This is a genomic window from Ottowia sp. (assembly GCF_047975795.1).
Taxonomy (GTDB): Bacteria; Pseudomonadota; Gammaproteobacteria; order Burkholderiales; family Burkholderiaceae_C; genus Ottowia.
On record NZ_JBKEEE010000028.1, the window covers coordinates 34,850 to 57,823 of the forward strand.

A 22,974-nucleotide genomic window follows, 5' to 3' on the forward strand; every position below is an offset into this window, starting at 1 on the left:
TGACGGCGCGCGGTCATGGTGCCGCCCCCTTTGCGGCCAGCAGCGCCGCCACCGGGCCAAACGTGCGCCGGTGGTGCTCGCACGGCCCGTGCCCACGCAGCGCCGCCAGGTGCGCCGCTGTGCCGTAGCCTTTGTGCGTCGCAAAACCGTACTGCGGCCAAGCGGCACCCACTTCTGCGCACCAGCGGTCACGGTGCACCTTGGCGAGGATGGAGGCGGCGGATATCTCAGCCACCTTGGCATCACCGCCCACCACGGCCTCGGCACGCACGGCCAACTTGGGCAGGCGGTTGCCATCGACCAGCACCAAAGCCGGTGGCAGGCGCAGCCCGGCCACCGCGCGCTGCATGGCCAGCAGCGTGGCCTGCAAAATGTTGAGTTGGTCGATCTCTTGCACCGATGCCTCAGCCACCGAGCAGCACAGGGCCTTGGCACGAATCTGGTCGTACAGCTTCTCGCGCCGCAAGGCGGTGAGTTTTTTGGAATCTGCCAGTCCGGCGATGGGTTGGCGTGGATCAAGAATGACCGCCGCAGCCACCACAGGGCCAGCCAGCGGGCCACGGCCTGCCTCGTCGACGCCCGCCAGCAGGCCGGGCACGTCCCAGTTCAAACGGGTTTGCTCAACGCTCGAGTAAGGCTTGGATCGCATCGGTGGCTAAGCGCGCGGTGTCGCGCTGAAGTTCGTGGTGCAGCGCGGTAAAGCGCGCTTGCGCAGCCGTTATTTTCTCAGGCGCGTCCAGCCAGCCCAGCACGGCCTGGGCCAGCGCCTGGGGCGTGGCGGCGTCTTGCAGCAGCTCGGGCACGACAAAAGGTGCATCTTTGCGGTCAGACATCTGGTGGCCCGTCAGGTGGGCTGGGCGGTGCAGCCATTCGCGCGGTGCGCACAAAATATTGGGCAAACCAACCCAGGGCAACTGGCGCTTGGCAAACATCAGCCTGAAGCTGAGCGCAGGCATGGCGTAGGCCACCACCATGGGGCGCTTGAACAGCGCAGCTTCCAGCGTGGCGGTGCCACTGGCGATCAGCGTCACATCGCACGCAGCCAATGCGGTGTGCGACTGTCCGGCCAGCACCTGCACCGCATCACCCAAACTGCTGGCACGGGCCAATGTCTGCACTTGCGGCAGCAGATAAGGCACGGCGGGAACTATGAATTTAATAGCTGGCTGTGCTTTCTGGATCTGCGCTGCCGCCTGAAAAAATCTCGGACCAAGGTGTTTGACTTCAGCCGCGCGACTGCCCGGTAACAAAGCCACCACGGTGTCGCCGTCTTGCAAGCCTAAAGCGCGCCGCGCAGCGACCCGATCAGGCATCAGGGGGATGGCGCTGGCCAGCGGATGTCCCACATAAGTGGCAGCGATGCCTGCACCCGCCAGCAGATCCGGCTCAAACGGGAACAGGCACAGCACATGATCGGCCGCCGTCTTGAGCTTGCGCAGTTTTTCCGAGCGCCAGGCCCAGAACGAGGGGCTGACGAAATGCAGCGTTTTGACTCCTGCGCTTTTCAGGCGCGCTTCGAGGTCAAAGTTGAAGTCCGGGGCATCCACGCCAATGAACAAGTCAGGTCGCTGGGTGAGCAGGCGATCACCCAACTGGCGGCGAATGCGCAGCAACTCAGGCAGGCGCGGTAGCACCTCCAGATAGCCACGTACAGACAGCTTTTCGACCGGCCACCAGGGCTGAAAGCCCTGCTCCACCATGTGCGCCCCGCCAATACCCACCGCCGACAGTTCCGGCCAGCGGCTGCGCATGTCTGCCAGCAAATGCCCGGCCAGCAAATCGCCAGAGGCTTCGCCAGCCACCAGGGCAAAACGTTGCGTCACAGGGTTTGACTGGGCGCTAGCGGACAATGCCGCGCGCCGCAGTGGACAGAAACGTTTGCATCAGGGCGATATCGGCATCAGCCTCGGCCACTTCGCCACGCAGGGCGTCGATTTGCTGGCTGGCGGCTTCCAGCGTCAGGCCCTTGCGGTACAGCAGTCGGTACATCTGCTTGATCAAGGTGATGCGCTCGGCCGAATAGCCGCGCCGACGCAGTCCTTCGGCGTTGATGCTTTGTGCTTCGGCTGGGTTGCCGCCCGCCGTGACGAACGGTGGCAAGTCCTGCGTCAAACGGGTCTGAAAAGCTGCCATGGCGTGCGCGCCCACGCGCACAAACTGGTGCACGCCGGTCAAGCCGCCCAAAAAAGCCCAGTCACCCAAATGCACATGGCCCGCCAGTTGCACAGCGTTGGCCAAAATGGTGTGGCAGCCGATGCGGCAGTCGTGCGCAATATGCACATACGCCATGATCCAGTTGTCGTCGCCCAGCCGGGTGACGCCTTCGTCTTGCGCCGTGCCAGTGTTGATGGTGACGAACTCACGCACCGTGTTGCCGTTGCCGATTTCAAGCCGCGTCGGCTCGCCTGCGTATTTCTTGTCCTGCGGGGCCGCGCCAATGCTGGCGAACTGGAAGATGCAGTTGTCTTCGCCGATGGTGGTGTGCCCGTCGATCACGCAGTGGGGACCAATCTGGGTGCCGCGCCCGATGCGCACATGCGGCCCCACCACGGCAAAGGGGCCGACGCTGACGCTGGAATCGATCTGCGCCGCAGGATCGACCAGCGCCTTGGGGTGAATCAAGGGCGCTGCCACCTCACACCACGCGGCGCATGGTGCACATGATTTCGGCTTCGCTGGCCAGCTCGCCATCGACCTCTGAGCGCGCCTGGAACTTGTAGATGCCGCCACGCACGCGGTCCATGGTAGCGTGCATGATCAACTGATCGCCCGGTTCGACCGGGCGCTTGAAGCGCGCGCCATCAATGCCGACAAAATAAAACACCGAATCATCACCCAACGACATGCCGGTGACTTCAAACGACAACAAGGCGCAGGTTTGCGCCATGGCCTCAAGCATCAGCACGCCGGGAAACACCGGCCGGGTTGGGAAATGGCCAGTAAAACATGGCTCGTTGTAAGTGATGTTTTTGACCGCGCGTATGGTCTTGGCGTCAATATCCAGATCCAGCACACGATCCACCAGTAAAAAGGGATAGCGGTGCGGCAGCTTGGTCAGGATGTGGTGGATGTCCATCATGGCGATGATTTGCTTCTATTCTGGTCGCTGTTGATGCCCCTGCACTGGCGGCAAACGTGTGATTTTATGCCACGTCGTCGTTGCGCGGAAGCAGGCGCTCCAGCCGCTTGACCCGGTCACGCAAAGCATGAAGGTGCCGCAGCGTAGCGGCGTTCTTCTCCCACGTGCGGTGGTCAGTGGTGGGGAAAAACCCGGTGTACTGCCCCGGTTTGTCTATGGAGTGCAGCACCACCGACGCGGCGGTGACGTGCACATGATCGGCAATGGTCAAATGACCGGCAATCATGCCTGCGCCGCCCACGGTGCAATAAGCGCCAATGTGCGCGCTGCCCGCAATGCCCACGCATCCGGCCATGGCTGTGTGCTTGCCAATGTGACAGTTGTGGCCAATCTGGATCTGGTTGTCGAGCTTGACGCCGTCTTCAATCACCGTGTCGTCGAGCGCCCCACGGTCAACGCAGGTATTGGCACCAATTTCGACGTCATCGCCCAGACGCACCGCGCCCAGTTGTTCAATTTTCTCCCACATGCCGTCATGAGGCGCAAAGCCAAAACCATCGCCGCCGATCACTGCGCCGCTTTGGATCACACAGCGCGCACCGATGACGCAGCCATCGCCGACGGTCACACGGGGATGCAGTACGGTGTCCGCCCCAATGCGCACGTTGCGGCCTACAAAGCACAAGGCTCCGATGCTGGCGCTGGAATCAATGACCGCACCGTCTTCAACGACTGCGCTGGGATGAATGCCTGGGCGAGGCATATCCCCGTGCACACGCTTCCAAAGCTGGGTGACCTTGGCGAAGTAAAGGTGCGGGTTGTCCGCCACGATGCAGTCGCCTCGGCTGCGCGCGGCATCAGCCATAGGAGTGCCCACAATCACGCAACCTGCCTGGCTGCTGCCCAGCAGATGTGTCAGCTTGGGGTTGACGAGGTAGCTCAGATCGGTGTCTGTCGCCCGCTCCAAAGAGGCCAGCCGCTCAATGACGCGATCAGCGTCGCCAAAAAGCTCTCCGCCCAACGACTCGACAATGTCACCTGCGCGCAGTGTCATGGTCTTGCCCTCGCCCGCCGCTGCACACGGCATTGGTCAAACCCGTCTGGCACTTATTTGCTGGCGTTAAGAGCCTTGAGCACCTTGTCGGTGATGTCCAGCCGGGGATTGATGTACACCGCCTCTTGCAGGATCACGTCGTACTTCTCGGCTTCAGCCACCTGTTTGACCACGCGGTTGGCGCGGTCAAGAATATGTTGCAGCTCTTCTTGCTTACGCGCGTTCAGGTCTTCCTGAAATTCGCGCCGCTTGCGCTGAAACTCGCGATCCTGATCCATCAACTGGCGCTGGCGCGTCACGCGCTGCGACTCGCTCATGGTCGGCGATTCACGTTCAAAGCGCTCTGATGCCGTTTTCAGCGCTGCACCCGCATCGTCGATTTCTTTTTCGCGCCGCGAGAATTCTTGCTCCAGCTTGGTTTGCGCCGTCTTGGCAGGATCTGCCTCACGCAACATGCGGTCGGTGTTCACAAAACCAATGCGAACTGCCGCCTCTTGCGCCCAAGCAGACGACCCCACCAACAGTGCAGTGCCTAGCACTGCTGCGCCTGAAATAGTGCGCCAAATCAACTGACTCAAAATGATGTCCCAACTTGAAATTGCAACTTTTGAATTCTATCGCCAGGCTTCTTGCGCAGGGGAAATGCCAGCGCAAAGCGCAGTGGCCCCAATGGCGATATCCAGCTCATGCCGACGCCGGCCGAATAACGCAAGGCTTCGCTGTCAATGCTTTGCCCTTCGCCGTACAAGGCCCCAATGTCGAAAAAGCCAAACAACCGCAAGGTACGGTCATTGCCCGCACCTGGAAACGGCACCATCAATTCCGTATTGACCGTGAACTTGCGCGTGCCGCCGATAAAAGCCCCGGTCACGTCACGCGGCCCCAAAGTGCCTTGCTCATAACCGCGCACCGAACCCAGGCCGCCAGAGTAAAAGTTCTTGAATACCGGGAACGGTTGCCCGCTCAAACCTTTGCCCCAGCCCGCTTCGCCATTGAAGGCCAGTGTGTATTGCTTGCTCAGTGGCACAAACTGCTGGTACTGGTAATTGGCTTTGGCGTAGCGCGCATCGCCAAACAGGCTCAGCTCGCCCATCAAGCGCTGATAACGGCCATCCGTAGGGGCCAGCGCGCTGTCACGTGAGTCGCGCGACCAGCCCAAGGTGAACGGAAACCCGTAGCTGACATAGCCAAAGCGCTCGGCATACACCAGATATGCGGCAGGAATGGCCGTGCCTGGCTTGATGCGCGTGCGCTCAATGTTCATACCCAGATACACCCGATCCAGCTCGGTCACTGGCACGCCAAACTTCAAGCCCGTTCCGGCCGTCACCAGGGTGTAGTTCCCGCCTTGATCCTGATAAGGCTTTTGCGTACGGTAATACACGTCCAGCGTGCGCGACACGCCATTGATGGTGAAGTACGGGTCGGTGGCGCTGACCACCACCGTACGGTTGTACTTACCCGTGTTCAACTGCAAATCCAGCTTGTTGCCAGAGCCGAATACGTTCTCCTGCGACAGCCCGAAAGTGAACGACAGTTTTTCAGCCGACGAGTAGCCTGCGCCAATCGACACGTTGCCGGTCGGCTTTTCTTTCACGTCCACGTTCAGGTCCACCTGGTCTGGCGCACCCGGCACCTCGGCCGTGGACACCGACAGCTCGGTGAAGTAACCCAGACGGTCTACTCGGTCACGCGACAGACGAATCTTTTCGGCGTCATACCAGGACGATTCGTACTGGCGAAATTCACGGCGAATCACCTCATCGCGCGTGCGCGTGTTGCCCAGCACATTGATGCGCCGCACATACACACGGCGTGACGGATCAGAGCGCAGCACCATCGCCACGCGGTTGTTGGCCCGGTCTATCTCAGGCACCGTTTCCACCGACGCAAAAGCAAAGCCGTAGTTGCCAAAATGGTCTGTGAACGCCTTGGTGGTTTCGGCCACCTGATCGGCGTTGTAGGCTTCGCCCGGCTTGATGGTGATGAGCGACTTGAACTCATCGTCTTTGTCCAGGTAATTGCCTTGCAGCGACACGCCAGAAACCACGAAGCGGTCACCCTCGGTGACGTTGATGGTCAGCGTGATCGATTCTTTGTCGGGCGAAATGGCCACCTGGGTCGAATCGATCTTGAAGTCCAAATAGCCACGCGCCAGATAGTAAGAACGCAGCGTTTCCAGCGCCGCGTTCAGCTTGGAGCGCGAATACTGATCGCTTTTGGTGTACCAGGACAGCCAATTGCCGTCGTCCAGGTCAAACAGGTCTTTCAGATCAGATTCTGAAAACGCCTGGTTGCCAATGATTTCAATGTCTTTGATGCGCGCTGCCTGCCCTTCGGTGATGTTGAAGGTCAGGCGCACCTGGTTACGCTCCATCGGTGTGACTGTGGTCACCACCTCCGCGCCATACAAGCTGCGGTTGATGTACTGGCGTTTCAACTCTTGTTCGGCCCGATCGGCCAGCGCCCGGTCGTAAGGGCGGCCTGCGGCCAGACCAGCGTCGCGCAGCGCGCCTTGCAAAATTTCGTTGGTGAATTCCTTGTTGCCTGCAAACTCGACCGCCGCTACCGTCGGGCGCTCTTGCACCACCACCACCAGCACATCGCCCGACACCTGCAGGCGCACATCAGTGAACACACCCAGGCTGTACAGCGCGCGAATGGCCGCCGCACCCTTGTCGTCGTTGTAAACCTCGCCCACGCGCACCGGCAGCGATGCAAACACGGTGCCAGGCTCCACCCGCTGCAAGCCTTCCACGCGGATGTCGCGCACCGTGAACGGGTCAACCGCCCAGGCCAGTTGCGACGCCAGTGCAAGCGACACCACAGAAGCCACAGTCCGCAAGCGGAATCGTTGTGCGATGGAAATCATGAATCGTGTGAGAGAGGTAGGACAGATGTGGCCGCAAGGGCCACCAAGAAAGACACGAAAAGCGCTAGCCCAGCCGACTTGCCACATCGTTGAACACCGCCACGGCCATCATGGCCACCAGCAGAGACACGCCAACGTATTGCAGTCGCTCAAGCCAAACGCCTGCAACGGGCTTACCCGTCACGGCCTCCCAAAGATAATACATCAGGTGCCCCCCATCCAAGACCGGCACCGGCATCAGATTCAGCACCCCCAGACTGACGCTGAGAAAAGCCATAAACCCCAGGTAATACGTCCATCCCATGGACGCCGATTTGCCAGCGTAGTCGGCAATCGCAATCGGGCCGCTCAAGTTTTTCAGCGACAAATCGCCCATCACCATGCGCCCGATCAGCTTGACTGACAAAGCCGACACTTCCCACACGCGCTTGACGCCCGACCACAGTCCCTGCAATGGCCCCTGCCGCACCAACACAAATTCAGGGGCACTGCCCACCACCGCGCCAATGCGGCCGACGTGCTGGTCTTTGTCCTGCACCCGATCGGGCTGCACCTTGATAGACAGCACGCGGCCATCGCGCCGCACCTGCCAGTCCAACGCAGCGGGCTGGCCTCCTGCGCCTGATGCGCGGATCAGCTCGCGCAATTGCTGACCGTCTTGCACGGCGTGGCTGCCCATGCGCAGCACCATGTCGCCATCGCGCAGCCCCGCGCGCTCGGCCGCACCGCCGGGCAACACCTCGCCAATACGCGGTTTGCTCAGCGGCGAGACGATGCCCATCTCGCGGAACAGGCGCGCATCAGGCTCAGACGTACTCAGCGCGCTCAAAGGCAAACTGATTTCGCGCAGTCGACCATCTTCGCCCCGGCTCACTTCCAGCACCACATCCTGGCCGTTCAACGCCCCTTGGGTCAGCAGCCAGCGCAGGGATTCAAATGACGCCACAGGTGCCAGATCGTTGCCCGTCAAAGCCGCACGGCGCACCAGGTCGCCACCTTGCAAGCCGACCTTTTCAGCCACCGATCCGGCCACCGGCGGTGACAAGATGGCGCGCGGCTCGTCCACGCCCACCCAGTTGATGACGGCGTACAACAATGCCGCCAGCACCAGATTGGCCACCGGGCCTGCGGCCACAATCAGCGCTCGCGATCGCAGCGGCTGGGTGTTAAAAGCCAGATGCCGCTGATCGGCAGGCACTGGGGCTTCGCGCTCGTCCAGCATGCTGACGTAGCCGCCAAATGGCAAAGCTCCGATCACGAACTCAGTGTCCTGGCCTGGGTGCTGGCGCTTGGGTTTGTAGCGTGCGATGGTTTTTCCAAACCCCACCGAAAATCGCAGTACCTTGACGCCACACGCCACGGCCATGCGGTAATGACCCCATTCGTGCGCGGCAATCAACGCGCCCAGCGCCACCACAAAAGCAATCAAAGTCAACAGCATGGGGGTCAGGTATCGAACAGCAACAAAAGTTCAGGCATGACAGGCGTGGCGCTGCGCCATCACAACGCCAAGCCGTGCACCACCTCACGCGCAGCAGCACGGGCGCGGGCGTCCAGATGCAGCAGCGCTTCCAGCCCGTCTGGCGCGTGAGGTTGCACACACTCCAGCGTCATCAGGTTCACCGCATGGATCTGGTCAAAGCGAATCGCCCGCTCTAAAAACGCGGCCACTGCCACCTCGTTGGCAGCGTTCAGCACGGCGCAGGTGCCGGGCGGCGCGCGCAGGGCGTCCCAGGCCAGTTGCAGGCCGGGGAAACGCTGCGGATCGGGCACCTCGAACGTCATCGCCGCCAGGGTGTTGAAATCCAGCCGCGGCGTGCCGCTTTCGATGCGCTCAGGCCACGACAGGCCGTAGGCAATGGGTACGCGCATATCGGGCGTACCCAGTTGCGCCATGACCGATGCATCACGAAACTGCACCATCGAATGAATGATTTGCTGCGGGTGAATCACCACCTCGATGCGCTCAGGCGGCATGCCAAACAGGTAGCCCGCCTCGATCACTTCCAGCGCCTTGTTCATCATGGTGGCCGAGTCGACCGAAATTTTGCGCCCCATCGCAAAGTTGGGGTGGGCGCAGGCTTGTTCGGGCGTGGCATCGCGCAGCGTGGCCAGATCGCGTGTGCGAAACGGCCCGCCTGATGAGGTGAGCAATATCTTGTCCACGCGCTCGCCCCAAGTGGCAGCGTCCTCGGGCAGGGATTGAAAGATGGCCGAGTGCTCGCTGTCGATGGGCAGCAGCGTCGCCCCACCTTCGCGCACGGCGCGCAAAAACACCTCGCCACCGACCACCAACGCCTCTTTGTTGGCCAGCAACAGCCGCTTGCCTGCGCGCGCCGCCGCCAGGCAGGGGGCCAACCCCGCTGCGCCAACGATGGCGGCCATAACGGCATCGACATCGGTCGATCCAGCTATGCTTTCAATAGCTGATGCGCCTGACTCAACCTGCGTCAAAAGGCGTTTTTGTTTGATTTTTTCAGCCAGCTGTTGCGCATGCGGCGCACTGGCCATCACCGCTATCCGTGGGCAGAAACGCTCGCATTGCGCCAGCATCGCGTCGACCTGGGTGGCCCCGGTCAGCGCCACCACCTCAAACCGGTCGGCGTGTCGCGCCACCACATCCAGCGTGTTGACGCCGATCGACCCGGTAGAACCCAAAATCGCCAGCCGCTGCTTCATCCGCCCACCCCTGCTGCGGGTGCCACCCAGCTCAACAGCGCCAAGGCAAAAGGCAGTGTCGGCAACTGCGCATCAATGCGGTCCAGCACACCACCGTGTCCTGGCAGCAATTGACTGGAATCCTTGAAACCCGCCGCGCGCTTGACCAGCGACTCCACCAGATCGCCCACCACGCTGAGTGCCGACAAGGCCATCACGCACGGCACCAAAGCCACCCAGCCTCCGGCTTGCAGCAGCTGGGTGTACAGGCTACGGCTCCAATCTGCAGGCGCTGCCCAGCGGTCCAACGCGATCCACAGCACCGCCAGCACCAGCACGCCCAGCATGCCGCCCATCACCCCTTCCCAGCTTTTATTGGGGCTGATCGACGGTGCCAGCTTGCGCGCCACCAGCTTGCCGCCCAAGGCGCGTCCGGCAAAATAAGCCGCAATGTCGGCCGCCGCCACCAGCGACAGCACCGACAGCAAATAGTTCACCCCCAGCAGGCGCGACTGCACCACCGCCAGCCAGCCAGCCCACAGCATCAACAAGCCCAGCACCAAGCGCAGAGCTTTAGGTAATTTGCCCCATGCAGGCACGCCCGCGCCAATCAACGTGCCACCCAGCGTGACCCACAACGCAGCCACCACCCACCAAGCGCCAAAAGGCTGGCTTATCCAGCCCGCCATCCCTGTGCCGATGCAGGCCAAAAACAGCCCGCATCCCACCGCGACGGCACCATTTTTGGTGACACCTGCCAGCCGCGCCCATTCCCAGGCGGCAGCGCCCATCATCACCATAGCCAATGCAATAAAGGGCATGGGCGATGCAGACGCCAGCGCCGCCACCAACACAGCCAACATGAGGAGTGCGGTGATCACACGTTGTCTTAGCATGCCCTTACCCCGCTGCGGCACCTGGCGCGCCGGACACCTGTGCGGAAGTCAAACCAAAACGCCGCTCCCGGCTGGTATAGGCCATCAAGGCTTCATCCAATGCGGCTTCATCAAACTCAGGCCACAGCTTGTTGCTGAAAAACAGCTCGCTGTACGCGCACTGCCACAGCAAGAAGTTGCTGATGCGCTGCTCGCCTCCAGTGCGGATCAGCAAGTCGGGGTCGGGCACGTGGGCCAGCGCCAGCGCGTTGTTAAGGGTTTGTTCCGTAATCGGTTCGCCTCGCGCCGCCAGCTGCGCCGCCGCCTGGGCCACGTCCCATCGGCCACCGTAGTTGAAGCACACGTTCAGCACCATGCGCGCATCGTCTGTCGCCGTGGCCGCCTCTGCTTTGACCAGATCGTCACGCAAACGGGGCGACAGCGTTTGCCGCTCGCCCACAAAGTAAAGCCGCACACCGGCTTGGCGCAATTCAGGCACTTCGCGCGCCAACGCCTTGCCCATCAAGTCCATCAAACCACTGACCTCGTCTGCCGGGCGACTCCAGTTTTCCGACGAAAAAGCAAACACCGTCAACACACGCACCCCACGGGCCGAACAGGCGCGAATGCAGCGTCGCAATGATTCCACCCCTTGGCGGTGCCCGGCCACGCGCGGCATGAAGCGGCGCTTGGCCCAGCGGCCATTGCCATCCATCACGATGGCAATGTGGTGCGGCACTACGGGAATGGTTGGTGCAGGCGGTTTCGCCATGGCAACGAACTTGGGCAACGAATCAGACGATCCGGTTGAGGTCAAAGGTCAAAAGACCGCGCCTCAAACCTCCATGATGTCTTTTTCTTTGGAAGCCACCAGCGTATCGATCTCGGCAATGTGGTTGTCGGTGGCTTTTTGGATCTCGGTCTCGCTGCGTTTTTGATCGTCTTCGGTGGCCTCTTTGTCTTTGACCAGTTTCTTGATCGCGTCGTTGGCATCGCGGCGCAGGTTGCGGATAGCGATTTTGGCCTGCTCACCCTCCTGGCGCACGAGCTTGGTCATCTCCTTGCGGCGCTCTTCGCTCATGGGCGGCATTGGCACACGGATCAAATCGCCCATGCTGGCCGGGTTCAGACCCAGATCGCTCTCGCGAATGGCTTTTTCTATTTTGGCCCCCATGCCTTTTTCCCACGGCTGCACGCTGATGGTGCGCGCATCCAGCAGCGACACGCTGGCCACTTGCGACAGCGGTACGTGGTTGCCGTAGTACTCGACATGGATAGTGTCCAGCAGTGCCGGGTTGGCGCGGCCAGTGCGAATCTTGGTCAAGTTGTTTTTGAAAGCAGCGATGGACTGATCCATCTTGTTTTGGGTGTTTTTCTTGATATCGGCAATACTCATGTTGTGGCTCCAGTGCTGGCGATGTTCAGGCGTGAACCAGGGTGCCTTCGTCGGCCCCCAGCACCACGGCTTTGAGCGCGCCAGGCTTGAAAATAGAGAACACCTTGATCGGCAGTTTCTGGTCGCGGCACAGTGCGAAAGCCGTGGCATCCATGATGCCCAGATTGCGCGTCATGGCTTCGTCAAAGCTGAGTTCGGCGTAGCGCGTGGCCTTGGGGTCTTTCTTTGGGTCGGCTGTGTACACGCCATCGACCTTGGTGGCCTTGAGCACCATCTCAGCGCCAATTTCAGCGCCGCGCAGCGCCGCAGCAGTGTCGGTGGTAAAGAACGGGTTGCCGGTGCCCGCAGCGAACACCACCACCTTGCCCTCTTCCAGGTACTGAAGTGCTTTGGGTCGCACATAAGGTTCAACCACCTGCTCGATGCCAATGGCCGACATCACACGCGCCGTCAGCCCTTGCTGATCCATGGCATCAGCCAGGGCCAGCGCGTTCATCACGGTGGCCAGCATGCCCATGTAATCAGCGGTGGCGCGGTCCATGCCGACCGAGCCACCTGCCACGCCACGAAAGATGTTGCCGCCGCCAATCACCACCGCCACCTGAACACCCAAGCGGGTAACTTCAGCCACCTCGCCCACGATGCGCTCAATCGTCGCCCGGTTGATGCCAAAGGCATCATCACCCATCAACGCCTCGCCAGAAAGCTTGAGCAGAATACGTTGATAGGCGGGTTTGGCTTTGGTCATCGGCAGGGTGTCGGGATATTAAAAAGCGCTGCAAGTTTAACGGCCCAAGCGCTATTGGCCTTTCGGCAAACCGTGGTGCCATGCACCTGCACGGCACCACATGTTCAGCGTATCAAGCCTTGCCTTGAGCCGCCGCCACTTGTGCGGCCACTTCAGCGGCAAAGTCGTCGGCCTTTTTCTCGATGCCTTCGCCCACCACGTACAGAGTGAAGCTTTTCACCGTGGTGTTTTTTTCTTTCAGCATTTGCTCGACGGATTGCTTGTCGTTCTTGACGAAGGGCTGATTGAACAGCGACACCTCTTTCAAGAACTTTTGCACCGAGCCTTCGATCATCTTGGCCGCAATGTCAGCAGGCTTGCCAGACTCTTGCGCCTTGGCAGTCGCCACGCTGCGCTCTTTTTCAATCAAGTCGGCAGGCACATCCGCGCTGGTCAATGCGACAGGTTTCATGGCTGCCACGTGCATGGCCACATCGCGGGCTGCAGCTTCGTCGCCTTCGTACTCAACCAACACGCCAATGCGGGTGCCGTGCAGGTAGCTGGCCAGCTGGCCGCCACCCGTTTTGCGCACAAAGCGGCGGAAGCTCATGTTTTCGCCAATCTTGCCGATCAGGCCCTTGCGCACATCTTCCAACGTAGGGCCGTAGCCGTCTTGTTCGTAAGTCAACGCAGCCATGGCGTCCACGTCGGCTGGGTTCTTTTCTGCCACCAGCTTGGCCGCAGCCTGCGCCATGTTCAGGAACATGTCGTTCTTGGTGACGAAATCGGTTTCGCAATTGACTTCGATGATCGCGCCGGTATTTCCGCCCATGTAGGCAGTGATCACGCCTTCTGCCGTCACGCGGCTGGCGGCCTTGCCCGCCTTGGAGCCCAGCTTGACGCGCAGCAACTCTTCGGCCTTGACCATGTCGCCATCGGCTTCGGTCAGGGCTTTTTTGCACTCCATCATGGGGGCATCGGTCTTGGCGCGCAGCTCGGCGACCATGCTTGCGGTAATTGCTGCCATGTGTAACTCCGTCAGGTTCAATGGCAAGCATCAGTTTGTTGGGATGCTTGCCGAAAATTTTTGAAAAAAAGGGGCTTTGCGCCCCCTTTGCGATGACATCAGCCGTAAACATTAGCTGATGCAGGCAGATATCAGGCGGCGCTTTCGTCCTCAACTTCGACGAATTCGTCCCCGCCTTCAGCCGCCTGCACGGCTTTGACGACATCGTTCACGGCGTTCGCCTTGCCTTCCAGCACGGCATCGGCCATGCCACGGGCGTACAGCACTACAGCCTTGGCCGAGTCGTCGTTGCCCGGAATCACGTAGTCGATGCCATCGGGGTTGTGATTGGAATCCACCACGCCGATCAGCGGAATGCCCAACTTCTGCGCTTCGGCCACGGCAATCTTGTGGAAACCCACGTCAATCATAAAGATGGCGTCGGGCAACGCATTCATGTCCTGGATGCCGCCAATGTCGCGCTCCAGCTTGGCCATCTCGCGGGTAAACATAAGCTGCTCTTTCTTGCTCATGCTGTCCAGCCCAGCCTCTTGCTGGGCCTGCATGTCTTTCAGACGCTTGATCGACGTTTTAACGGTCTTGAAGTTGGTCAGCATGCCGCCCAGCCAGCGCTGATCGACAAACGGCATGCCCGCACGGCGCGCTTCTTCGGCCACGATTTCGCGTGCCTGGCGCTTGGTGCCCACAAACAAAATGGTGCCGCGATTGGCCGCCAGCTGTTTGGCGAACTTTTGCGCCTCCTGGAACATCGGCAGCGATTTTTCCAGGTTGATGATGTGGATCTTGTTGCGATGGCCGAAGATGAAAGGGGCCATCTTGGGGTTCCAAAAGCGCGTCTGGTGGCCAAAATGGACACCGGCTTCCAGCATTTCACGCATGGTCACGGACATGGTTTTTCCTTGTCGAAGTTAAGTCTGAAAGCCAGTCCGCTCATCGTCACCAACCGCTTGCAATAAAAGCTGGTGACGACACCTCGTCAGGACTGGTTTGGGATTTGTTTTGCCTCTAAGGCAGCCGATAAAGCCAGCCACATACTCCAAAGTTGACCGCTGGATTACCCAACACCTTCCAACCAGAAGCAGAAAAACCTATGAATTTTAGCATGCTCGACCATTCAAAGCTGTAGTTAAAGCCACAACACCTGCATCTATGCCCCCGCCCGGTCACAGCACCGACGCAGACGCAACCCACCATTGCCCGGCAGATATTTGCAACGCGTCGTTGATTTGCAATAAACATTTGCAATAAAATTAGCCGCCATACTATATGGCAACATTAAATGGCATGCGCTGACACACCCATGGCTCTTGAGCAAAAATACCAAGCGCTTCTTCAACAGGCACAGCAGCGCCAATTGCCTGACATTGAAGGCATTCGCCTGTGTTTTCAAACGCTCTCGCTGGCAGCCCGCATTGACCGCGATTGCGCGACCCTGCTGGCACCGCACGGCCTGTCGGAAGGCCGCTTCGTCCTGCTGTTTTTGCTGGATGCTGCGCCAGGTGGGCTGGCTCCTGCGGCGCTGGCTGAACAAGCCGGCGTCACGCGCGCCACCGTCACCGGTTTGCTTGACGGTCTGGAGCGCGAAGCCTTGATCGAGCGACATGCCGCCCCTGGTGACCGCCGGGCACTGCGCATTCAGTTGACGCGCAAAGGTCAGCAAATGGCCAAAACCGTGTTTGCACAGCACAGTCGCTGGATCGCCAGCCTGTACGGCAACCTCTCCGACCCAGAACGCCAGCAACTGACGGCCTTGCTGGCCAAAGTAGCCCGCAACCTGCAAGGCGCAGCCCCATGACCACGGCCCGCAAAGGCGCAAGCCGCGCCGCCGACATCCCTGCCGACGTGCTGCGCGCCCTATCGCACGGCGAAATCGCCAGCGCTACCTTGACGGAATGTCTGGCGCTCAACCAAGCCCAACTGGTGCGCACCGTCTTTCCCCAACTGCCAGCCAAAGCGCTGCAAGCCGTCGACACCGCCTGCACGCTGGGCGTACTCAAGCGCATGAAACACATCGGTGCCGCGTTGCTGGAAGTTTTGGGCACCGACGGCATCGCCACCTGTCAGGCCCACCACGCCGACACGGTGCGCGGCTGGGCCTGCTTCATGATCGGTGCACAGCCTGTGTTGACACTGTCCGAACGCCTGGCCGCCATACGCCCTCTGGCCGACGACGCACATTTCGGCGTGCGCGAATGGGCCTGGATGGCCGTGCGCCCGCACCTGAGCCTTGAGCTGGAAGCGGCCATCGACCACCTGGTGCCATGGACGGCTGCGCCATCTGAGCGTTTGCGCCGCTTTGTCAGCGAAGCGCTGCGTCCACGTGGCGTGTGGAGCGCCCACATTACAGCGCTCAAACGCCAGCCGCAGCTGGCGTTGCCCATCCTGACCCCGCTGCGTGCCGCCCCTGCCGCCTATGTGCAGGATTCGGTGGCCAACTGGCTCAACGACGCTGCCAAAGACCAGCCTGACTGGGTGCGCAGCCTGTGCGCTCAATGGTTGCAAGCCCCATCCACCGAAGCCACCCACCGCATCTGCCAACGCGCGCTGCGCAATCTCAAGTAAAGGAGATCCCTTTGAGCCACTATCTCGTTGAACTCTATACCCCCAACGCCGCCTGGCACGCACTGAGCACCGAACAGCGTCAACAGTTTCTGGCCGCCATTGGCGAGGCCATGGGCGGCTTGGCTCAATTGGGCGTGCAAGCCCTCACCCTGACTGAAATTGAACTTGGCACTGACCACGGCAGCGGCCACCGTTATCTGGGCATCTGGCGCTTTCCCGACGCTGCCGCACGCGAGGCGCTGCTGGCGGGCATTCAGGCCAGCGGCTGGTACACCTACTTCGACCATATGAACGCCGCAGGCGCAGAAGGTGACTTTGCCCAGCACCTGAACGCCCTGATCGCCGTTTGAAATCCTGGCCGCGTTGCCGCCAGCGGCGCACAATGCGTTCATGCCCCAAACCCTGGACATCACCCGCGCCCTGCCTCTTTACGACACCGCCGCCACGCGCCGCATGGAGCAAGCTGTGGCCGCCGCGCTGCCACCGCACACGCTGATGCAGCGCGCCGGACTGGCCATCGCACGGCTGGCAATGGCACTGGCACCGCACGCACGCCGCGTGTGGATCGCCTGCGGCCCCGGCAACAACGGTGGCGACGGGCTGGAAGCGGCCATGCACCTGCAGCGCTGGGGCCTGCAACCCGTGGTGACCTGGCTGGGCACGCCCGACGCTGCCCCAGCCGATGCCCGCGCCTCGTGGCAGCGTGCGATGGACATCGGTGTGCGCTTTGCCGACACTCCCCCCGGGGAGCTGGCCGCGCAAGACCTGTGTATCGACGCCCTGCTGGGCATCGGCACCACCCGCCCGCCCGAAGGCCGTATGGCCGACTGGCTGCATGCGCTGCATGCGGTGCCTGCCCCATTGCTGGCGGTGGATTTGCCCACCGGGCTGCACGCCGACACCGGTGCATGGCATACGCCTGAATCACCGCAAAAAACTCCTGAATCAATAGCTGGCGGTGCCTTTCACACCAGCGCTAAAGGCCAAAAATACTCAAATCACCCATCACCCCAGCGCCACACCCTCAGCCTGCTCACGCTCAAACCCGGCCTGTTCACCGCCCACGGGCGCGATGCCTGCGGGCAAATCTGGTTCGACGATCTGGGCGCAGATTCAGGCGATGAAGTACCCACCGCCTGGTTGAACGGCGCACCCTCCCCCGCGCCGCGCCTGCACGCCAGCCACAAAGGCACGCACGGCGACGTGGCCGTGATCGGCGGTGAAATCCATGCTGCCCACAACGACCACACACGCGGCACCGCTATGGCCGGTGCCGCCTTGCTGGCCGCCCGCGCGGCGCTGCACGGCGGTGCGGGCCGGGTGTATGTCAGTCTGTTGGGGCAGCCCAATCTGACGTGCGACGTGGCGCAGCCTGAACTGATGTTCCGCCCTCCCACTGTCCTGCCGCTGGCCCAGCTCACCGTGGTCTGCGGCTGCGGCGGCGGCACGTCGGTCGCCAGCATGTTGCCTGCCGTGCTGCACACCACACCCCGCCTGGTGCTGGACGCCGACGCACTGAACGCCATCGCCGCCGATCCGGCCGACCTGCAACCCCGCTTGCGCGCCCGCGCTGTACACGGCCACGCCACCGCGCTCACCCCACACCCGCTGGAAGCCGCACGCCTGCTGGGCATCAATGCCGCTGACGTACAGGCCGACCGTCTGCACGCCGCGCAAGCGCTGGCCGAGCGGTTTGAATGCGTGGTCGTGCTCAAAGGTTCCGGCACCATCATTGCCGCACCCAACGTCGTGCCCCACATCAACCCCACCGGCAATGCCCGTCTGGCCACAGCGGGCACGGGCGACGTGCTGGCCGGTTTGATCGGTGCGCGGCTGGCAGCGGGCTTGCCCGCTTTCGAGGCAGCATGTGCGGCGGTATGGCAACACGGTGCAGCAGCTGACCGTTGGGCAAAACCAGAAAAATTAACGGCCAGTTTGCTGGCAAGCGCATGACAGACTGCAAGCGCGTGACAGACCACAAGCCGGGCATAAAAGCCAGGTCGTCAAAGCCCGCTGCTCAACGGCTGCTAGACAGGCTGCTCTTGATTTTGGGCAGACAGCAGCGCGGTACGCGCCATCACTTCGAGCACCTGGGCGTTTTCAGCGATCGGTGCTTGCACTGAAATGCGCATCGCGGGAAAGTTTGTTCGCAATTGCGCTGCCAGCCGTGGCAGATCTTCACGCACATGACGGCCTGCGCCAAAAAAAAGCGGCCAGATGGTGGCCGCGCGCGCACCGGCCTCGTGCACCTCATGCATGACCGTGGCCAGATCGGGCGCGGTCAACTCCAGATAAGCGCAGCGCACCAAAGCTTGCGGCTGAAGCTCGCGCATGCGAGCAGCCACGGCCTCTATGGGCACGCGCCAGGCGGGGTCGCGCGAGCCGTGCGCAAACAAAATGATGGCGTGGCGGGGTATTGCGGTCATGATGTGACTTGGCCTCGCCTGTTCTATTGCCGCAGCACCAACCACCAGAAAGCCCCCAGCGACAAGCCGGTGTAAATCAACCCCGGCGCAGCGGCGGCCATCCACGGTTCCCAGTTGCGCAGGTTGCCGATAAAGCCGAACACGTTGTTCAGCAAAAAGAAGCTGATGCCCACCAGCACGCCCAAAAACACGTACCCGGCGATATTGCTGGAGCGAAAGTGCAGGTAGGCAAAGGGCAGCGCCAGAATCATCATCACCAGGCAACTCAAGGGATAAAACACCTTGCGCCAAAACTCGATCTGGTGGCGCTGCGCGCTTTGGCCGTTGCTTTGCAAGTGCTGCACGTACTGAAACAAATCAATGGTTTGCATGCGCTCGGGGCTGAGCAAGGCCGCCGCCACCATGTCGCGCGAGATGCTGTTCGGCCAGCGCCATTCGGGCAGGTTCTCGGTCTGCACGGTTGGCTCGGCCGCATCGGCACTGTTGTAGCTGGTGCGGCGTACGCTCTCCAACGCCCAGGTGTTGCTCGCATCAAAGCGCCCGTGCGCGGCCTTGGTGATGGCCAGCGGGCGGCCGCTGGCGTCGTCAAATTCAAAAATTCGAATCTGATTCATCACTCCATTGGCGCTCATCGAACCCACGTTGACCGAATAACTGCTGGCACCTTGCCGGTCCTTGATCCACGCGCCCGTGCGGCCCACGCTGATGTCCGACACAAACCGCATCTGAATCGACTGGGCCGCGCGGTTGGCCGCAGGCGCGATGTAATCGCCCACCACAAAAGTCAATGCCACAAAGCCCAGCCCCAGCACCAGCAGCGTATTGAGCGCGCGGCGCGGCCCCAGGCCACTGGTGCGCAAGATGGTGTATTCGCTGCTTTCTGCCAGACGCGCCATGACGTAGATGGCCCCGATCAGCACTGCAATGGGCAACAGCTCGTACAAGTGGCTGGGCACCTGCAAAGCCACGTGCAGCAGCACATAAGACAGGCTGTAGCCGCGCGCCGCGCCCTGCCCCAGGTTGCCCAGCTCGTCCACCAGGTCAAAAAAGAAGAACAGCAGCAAAAAAGCCACCGCGATGAAGCCCACCGCACGCACAATCTCTGCGTAAATCAAACGCCGAATGGTTTTCATGCGCTTGCCTCCTGCTTGCCAGTGCGGCGGCGCGACCAGCGCATCAGCCAGTCCTCATGCCGCCCCACCAGCCACACCATGGCCAGCGCGAAAATGCCGCCGTGCAGCAGCAGCATGTAGGCCGCAGCGCCAATTTTTCGATCGGTGATCCAACTCTCGCCAATGCCGATCAGGTTGTAATAAGCGGCAAAGGCCAGCAAGGTAAAGATCAAACTGGCGCTGCGCCCCACGCGCGGGTTGACGCGGGTGGCCGCCAGCGCAATCAGCACGCAGTTGAAGGCAATCAGCGCCTGCCCGATGCGCCAGGACAGCTCGGCCAGATTGCGCGGCGTTGGCTCGACCAGCAAGGCCGACGTGGTTTTGATGCGGGGCGACTGATTGGTTGATGGCCCCACCTCTCGCGCATCGATGCGGTGGCCGTATTGGGCAAATTCGCTGACCCGGCTTTCGCCCGTGGCCAAATCCGTATCCAGTTGATAGCCGTTGTTCAGGACAATGAAGCGCTCGTCATCGATGAACTTGATCTCGCCGCTCTTGGCTGAAATCACTGATTCCTTGCCGTGCTCGGTCGACACCACAAAGATGTTCGATCCGCTGCGCTCGTCAGACGCATTGCGGTCAATGAAGAACACCCGCCGTCCACCAGACGATTCAATAAAGCGACCAGGTGCCACCCGCTCGATATCGCCGCGCCCCTGGTAGCGGTCACGCAGCTCCCGGATTTGCAGGTTGGCCCAGGGTGACACCATCAGCGCCATCACGGCCACCACCACCAATATGGGCAAGGCAAAACGCATCAAGGGTTTGACAAACGCCGCCAACCCCTGCCCACTGGAAAACCACACCACCATTTCGCTGGCGGTGTACATGCGGGTCAGCGTGGCGGTGATGGCGACAAACAGGCTCAGCGTCAGGATGGTGGTCAACACGCCCAGCACGGTGTAGCCCATGACCAGCACCACCTCGGACGGGTTGACGCGGCCCACCGTGGCCTGCCCCAGGGTGCGAATCAGCATCACCGTCATGACCACGGTAATCAGCACCACCAGCGTCGCCCCAAAGCTGCGGCCCAGCTCCTTGCGCAAAGAGGAATCGAATAACATTGCTTGATCGTCAATAGACCGTCAATCACCAGGCCGAGATTATGGACTTTCAGCTCAAACCCCTGCGCCTTGCGCAAGCCGCCACCATCCGTACGCCAGCGCTGGTGGTGCTGGTGCCCGCATCGTTTTCTCCCGCAGACGACGCCTTGTCTGCACTGATCCAGCACGCGCAGGCCAGCGGTCATTTTTTGACCACGCCTGCGGGCCAGCTGCTTTCCAGCTTTGGCGCGGCGGGCATCAAAGCCGAGCGCGTCGTTCTGGCCAGCACCGGCGGCGCCACGCCTGCAGAGGTGCGCAAGGCAGCGGCCGCCGCCGTCGGCGCTTTGAAAGGCGGGCCTGCGCGGTCGGCCATTCTGTGTTTTGCGCAAACACCCGCGCCTGATGTGGCTGCTGCTGCCGTCCAGGGGGCCGCCGAGGCCGCCTACACCTACACCACCACCAAGAGCAAGCCTTCCAAAAAAGACGGCACGCCGTTGACCCAAATAACGATCGGTGTCCCCGGTGCCGTCTCTGACATCGCCTCGATACAACCCGCATTCACCCAGGCCGTCGGCGTTGCCCGGGGCGTGGCGATGGCGCGCGAATGGGCCAACCGCCCGGCCAACCACGCCACGCCCACCATGCTGGCCGAAGCCGCTCGCGCACTGAGCAAACTGCCCCGCATCGGCTGCGAGGTGTTGGGTCCGAAAGAAGTCGCCAAACTGGGCATGGGCGCTTTTCGCGCCGTGGCGCAAGGCTCTGAGCAGGAACTGCGTTTCATCGTGCTGCGCTACAACGGTGCGGCCAAATCCAGCGCACCGGTAGCTCTGGTGGGCAAAGGCATCACCTTTGATACGGGTGGTATCTCGCTCAAACCTGCCCCCGAGATGGACGAGATGAAATTCGACATGGGTGGCGCGGCCAGCGTGCTGGGCGTGTTCCGCGCGCTGGCCGAGGTCAAGCCCGCCGTCAACGTGGTGGGGCTGATCGCCGCCTGCGAAAACATGCCCGATGGCCGGGCCGTCAAGCCTGGCGACGTGGTCACCAGCATGAGCGGGCAAACCATCGAAATCCTCAACATCGACGCCGAAGGCCGCTTGGTGCTGTGTGATGCGTTGACCTACGCCGAGCGCTTCAAACCCCGCGCGCTGGTTGACATCGCCACCCTCACGGGGGCCTGCGTGATCGCCCTGGGGCACCTGCGATCGGGCCTGTTCACTGCTGACGACGGCCTGGCCGCAGCGCTGCAATCGGCGGGCGAGCACGCGCTCGATCCCTGCTGGCGCATGCCGCTGGACGACGAATACGCCGAAGGCCTGAAAACCAACTTTGCCGACGTGGCCAACGTGGCGGGCCGACCCGCCGGATCGATCACCGCCGCCAAATTTTTGCAGCGCTTTACCCAGGCTTATCCGTGGGCACACCTGGACATTGCGGGCACGGCCTGGAAAAGCGGCGCGGCCAAAGGCGCAACCGGACGCCCCGTGGGGCTGCTGATGGCCTATCTGAGCGCACAAGCCAATGAGCAAGCAGGTGGCCCCAAAAACAACAAACCCCGCAAAAGTACCCAATCGGCCAAGCCACGCCGCCGCAAACCCTGACCGGCTGCTGATTCAACAGCCCCAAGATCAACAGCCCAAGCGCGCAGCCATGACCGAGGTGATGTTCCACTTCAACGTGCCCGACAAGCTGGGCTATGCCTGCCGCCTGCTGCGCAAAGCCAGTGCTTCGGGTCGCCCAGTGGGCGTGCTGGCCCCCGAGCCGCTGCTGACCGAGCTGGATCGCGCGCTGTGGAGCTTTGCCCCGCTGGAATTTCTGCCCCACTGCCTGAGCAGCGCATCGCCCGACGTGCTGGCCCAAACGCCTCTCGTGCTGGCCACCGACAGCGCCCAGTTGCCGCACACCGATGTGCTGCTGCACCTGGGCGACGCCGTACCCGCAGGGTTTGAACGCTTCGAGCGCCTGATTGAACTGGTGGGCACCAATGAAAACGATCGTTTACAAGCACGCCAGCGCTGGCGGCATTATGCTGATCGCGGTTACGCTATCCAGCGACACGACGTTAAGGCTTCACATTGAACGC

The 22,974-nt window shown here is 61.7% G+C and carries 24 protein-coding genes; 6 read left to right on the forward strand and 18 right to left on the reverse strand.

The annotated features are described in order from the left end of the window. Window positions 1-13: 13 nt before the first annotated feature. From rnhB to rpsB, 15 genes are all read right to left on the reverse strand, one after another. A complete protein-coding gene (gene rnhB / locus ACK5NW_RS04055; RefSeq protein ID WP_416925299.1) occupies window positions 14-649 on the reverse strand; it encodes a ribonuclease HII in 636 nt (211 codons plus the stop codon). Continuing rightward, window positions 621-1,823 carry a lipid-A-disaccharide synthase gene (gene lpxB / locus ACK5NW_RS04060; protein WP_416925301.1) on the reverse strand — a complete coding sequence of 401 codons (1,203 nt, stop codon included), beginning with the start codon at window positions 1,821-1,823 and terminating at the stop codon, window positions 621-623. The genes rnhB and lpxB overlap by 29 nt, the downstream gene beginning before the upstream one ends. A 16-nt stretch (window positions 1,824-1,839) precedes the next feature. Beyond that, window positions 1,840-2,691, reverse strand: coding sequence for an acyl-ACP--UDP-N-acetylglucosamine O-acyltransferase (gene lpxA / locus ACK5NW_RS04065; protein WP_416925303.1), 852 nt, complete (start codon window positions 2,689-2,691; stop codon window positions 1,840-1,842). Next, window positions 2,636-3,079 carry a 3-hydroxyacyl-ACP dehydratase FabZ gene (fabZ, locus tag ACK5NW_RS04070; RefSeq protein ID WP_416925305.1) on the reverse strand — a complete coding sequence of 148 codons (444 nt, stop codon included), beginning with the start codon at window positions 3,077-3,079 and terminating at the stop codon, window positions 2,636-2,638. Before fabZ ends, lpxA begins: the two co-directional genes overlap by 56 nt. A 64-nt stretch (window positions 3,080-3,143) precedes the next feature. Continuing rightward, complete coding sequence (lpxD, locus tag ACK5NW_RS04075; RefSeq protein WP_416925307.1) at window positions 3,144-4,133, reverse strand: UDP-3-O-(3-hydroxymyristoyl)glucosamine N-acyltransferase; 990 nt, start codon at window positions 4,131-4,133, stop codon at window positions 3,144-3,146. Window positions 4,134-4,186: 53 nt separating this feature from the next. After that, window positions 4,187-4,699: an OmpH family outer membrane protein gene (locus tag ACK5NW_RS04080; RefSeq protein WP_416925399.1), complete on the reverse strand. Its 513-nt coding sequence runs from the start codon at window positions 4,697-4,699 to the stop codon at window positions 4,187-4,189. A gap of 8 nt (window positions 4,700-4,707) precedes the next feature. Continuing rightward, on the reverse strand, window positions 4,708-7,005 hold the full coding sequence (gene bamA, locus ACK5NW_RS04085) for an outer membrane protein assembly factor BamA (RefSeq protein ID WP_416925309.1): 2,298 nt from the start codon (window positions 7,003-7,005) through the stop codon (window positions 4,708-4,710). Window positions 7,006-7,069: 64 nt separating this feature from the next. After that, window positions 7,070-8,446 carry an RIP metalloprotease RseP gene (rseP, locus tag ACK5NW_RS04090; protein WP_416925311.1) on the reverse strand — a complete coding sequence of 459 codons (1,377 nt, stop codon included), beginning with the start codon at window positions 8,444-8,446 and terminating at the stop codon, window positions 7,070-7,072. A gap of 59 nt (window positions 8,447-8,505) precedes the next feature. Next, a complete protein-coding gene (locus ACK5NW_RS04095; RefSeq protein WP_416925313.1) occupies window positions 8,506-9,684 on the reverse strand; it encodes a 1-deoxy-D-xylulose-5-phosphate reductoisomerase in 1,179 nt (392 codons plus the stop codon). Then, window positions 9,681-10,559: a phosphatidate cytidylyltransferase gene (locus tag ACK5NW_RS04100; RefSeq protein ID WP_416925315.1), complete on the reverse strand. Its 879-nt coding sequence runs from the start codon at window positions 10,557-10,559 to the stop codon at window positions 9,681-9,683. Before ACK5NW_RS04100 ends, ACK5NW_RS04095 begins: the two co-directional genes overlap by 4 nt. Before the next feature lie 4 nt (window positions 10,560-10,563). Then, a complete protein-coding gene (uppS, locus tag ACK5NW_RS04105) occupies window positions 10,564-11,310 on the reverse strand; it encodes a polyprenyl diphosphate synthase (RefSeq protein ID WP_416925317.1) in 747 nt (248 codons plus the stop codon). Window positions 11,311-11,373: 63 nt separating this feature from the next. Further along, entirely contained in the window at window positions 11,374-11,934 is a 561-nt protein-coding gene (gene frr / locus ACK5NW_RS04110; protein ID WP_416925319.1) for a ribosome recycling factor, read from the reverse strand. 25 nt (window positions 11,935-11,959) lie between these two features. Beyond that, window positions 11,960-12,682 carry a UMP kinase gene (pyrH, locus tag ACK5NW_RS04115; protein ID WP_416925321.1) on the reverse strand — a complete coding sequence of 241 codons (723 nt, stop codon included), beginning with the start codon at window positions 12,680-12,682 and terminating at the stop codon, window positions 11,960-11,962. Window positions 12,683-12,794: 112 nt separating this feature from the next. Then, window positions 12,795-13,688: a translation elongation factor Ts gene (gene tsf / locus ACK5NW_RS04120; protein WP_416925323.1), complete on the reverse strand. Its 894-nt coding sequence runs from the start codon at window positions 13,686-13,688 to the stop codon at window positions 12,795-12,797. A gap of 131 nt (window positions 13,689-13,819) precedes the next feature. Then, window positions 13,820-14,578: a 30S ribosomal protein S2 gene (gene rpsB, locus ACK5NW_RS04125; RefSeq protein ID WP_416925325.1), complete on the reverse strand. Its 759-nt coding sequence runs from the start codon at window positions 14,576-14,578 to the stop codon at window positions 13,820-13,822. A 410-nt stretch (window positions 14,579-14,988) separates the two neighbouring features. On the opposite strand from rpsB, the gene ACK5NW_RS04130 reads away from it, so the two are divergent. Genes ACK5NW_RS04130 through ACK5NW_RS04145 form a run of 4 tightly spaced genes read left to right on the forward strand, consistent with a single transcriptional unit; the run spans window position 14,989 to window position 18,203 of the window. After that, window positions 14,989-15,483, forward strand: coding sequence for a MarR family winged helix-turn-helix transcriptional regulator (locus tag ACK5NW_RS04130; protein WP_416925327.1), 495 nt, complete (start codon window positions 14,989-14,991; stop codon window positions 15,481-15,483). Further along, on the forward strand, window positions 15,480-16,250 hold the full coding sequence (locus tag ACK5NW_RS04135) for a DNA alkylation repair protein (protein WP_416925329.1): 771 nt from the start codon (window positions 15,480-15,482) through the stop codon (window positions 16,248-16,250). The genes ACK5NW_RS04130 and ACK5NW_RS04135 overlap by 4 nt, the downstream gene beginning before the upstream one ends. Before the next feature lie 11 nt (window positions 16,251-16,261). Continuing rightward, window positions 16,262-16,600 (forward strand): DUF6616 family protein, encoded by a 339-nt coding sequence (locus ACK5NW_RS04140; RefSeq protein WP_416925331.1) that lies wholly within the window; start codon window positions 16,262-16,264, stop codon window positions 16,598-16,600. 40 nt (window positions 16,601-16,640) lie between these two features. Then, complete coding sequence (locus ACK5NW_RS04145) at window positions 16,641-18,203, forward strand: NAD(P)H-hydrate dehydratase (RefSeq protein ID WP_416925333.1); 1,563 nt, start codon at window positions 16,641-16,643, stop codon at window positions 18,201-18,203. A 74-nt stretch (window positions 18,204-18,277) separates the two neighbouring features. On the opposite strand, the gene ACK5NW_RS04150 is transcribed toward ACK5NW_RS04145, so the two are convergent. Genes ACK5NW_RS04150 through lptF form a run of 3 tightly spaced genes read right to left on the reverse strand, consistent with a single transcriptional unit; the run spans window position 18,278 to window position 20,912 of the window. Then, window positions 18,278-18,676: a sirohydrochlorin chelatase gene (locus tag ACK5NW_RS04150; RefSeq protein ID WP_416925335.1), complete on the reverse strand. Its 399-nt coding sequence runs from the start codon at window positions 18,674-18,676 to the stop codon at window positions 18,278-18,280. 23 nt (window positions 18,677-18,699) lie between these two features. Continuing rightward, window positions 18,700-19,809 carry an LPS export ABC transporter permease LptG gene (gene lptG / locus ACK5NW_RS04155; protein WP_416925337.1) on the reverse strand — a complete coding sequence of 370 codons (1,110 nt, stop codon included), beginning with the start codon at window positions 19,807-19,809 and terminating at the stop codon, window positions 18,700-18,702. Further along, window positions 19,806-20,912: an LPS export ABC transporter permease LptF gene (gene lptF, locus ACK5NW_RS04160; protein WP_416925339.1), complete on the reverse strand. Its 1,107-nt coding sequence runs from the start codon at window positions 20,910-20,912 to the stop codon at window positions 19,806-19,808. The genes lptG and lptF overlap by 4 nt, the downstream gene beginning before the upstream one ends. Window positions 20,913-20,953: 41 nt before the next feature. Here lptF and ACK5NW_RS04165 point away from each other — a divergent pair, with 41 nt between their 5' ends. Together ACK5NW_RS04165 and ACK5NW_RS04170 are read left to right on the forward strand one after the other, a co-directional pair. Further along, window positions 20,954-22,492 carry a leucyl aminopeptidase gene (locus tag ACK5NW_RS04165; protein ID WP_416925341.1) on the forward strand — a complete coding sequence of 513 codons (1,539 nt, stop codon included), beginning with the start codon at window positions 20,954-20,956 and terminating at the stop codon, window positions 22,490-22,492. Between the two features lie 49 nt (window positions 22,493-22,541). Next, window positions 22,542-22,970, forward strand: coding sequence for a DNA polymerase III subunit chi (locus ACK5NW_RS04170; RefSeq protein ID WP_416925343.1), 429 nt, complete (start codon window positions 22,542-22,544; stop codon window positions 22,968-22,970). Window positions 22,971-22,974: the final 4 nt, after the last annotated feature.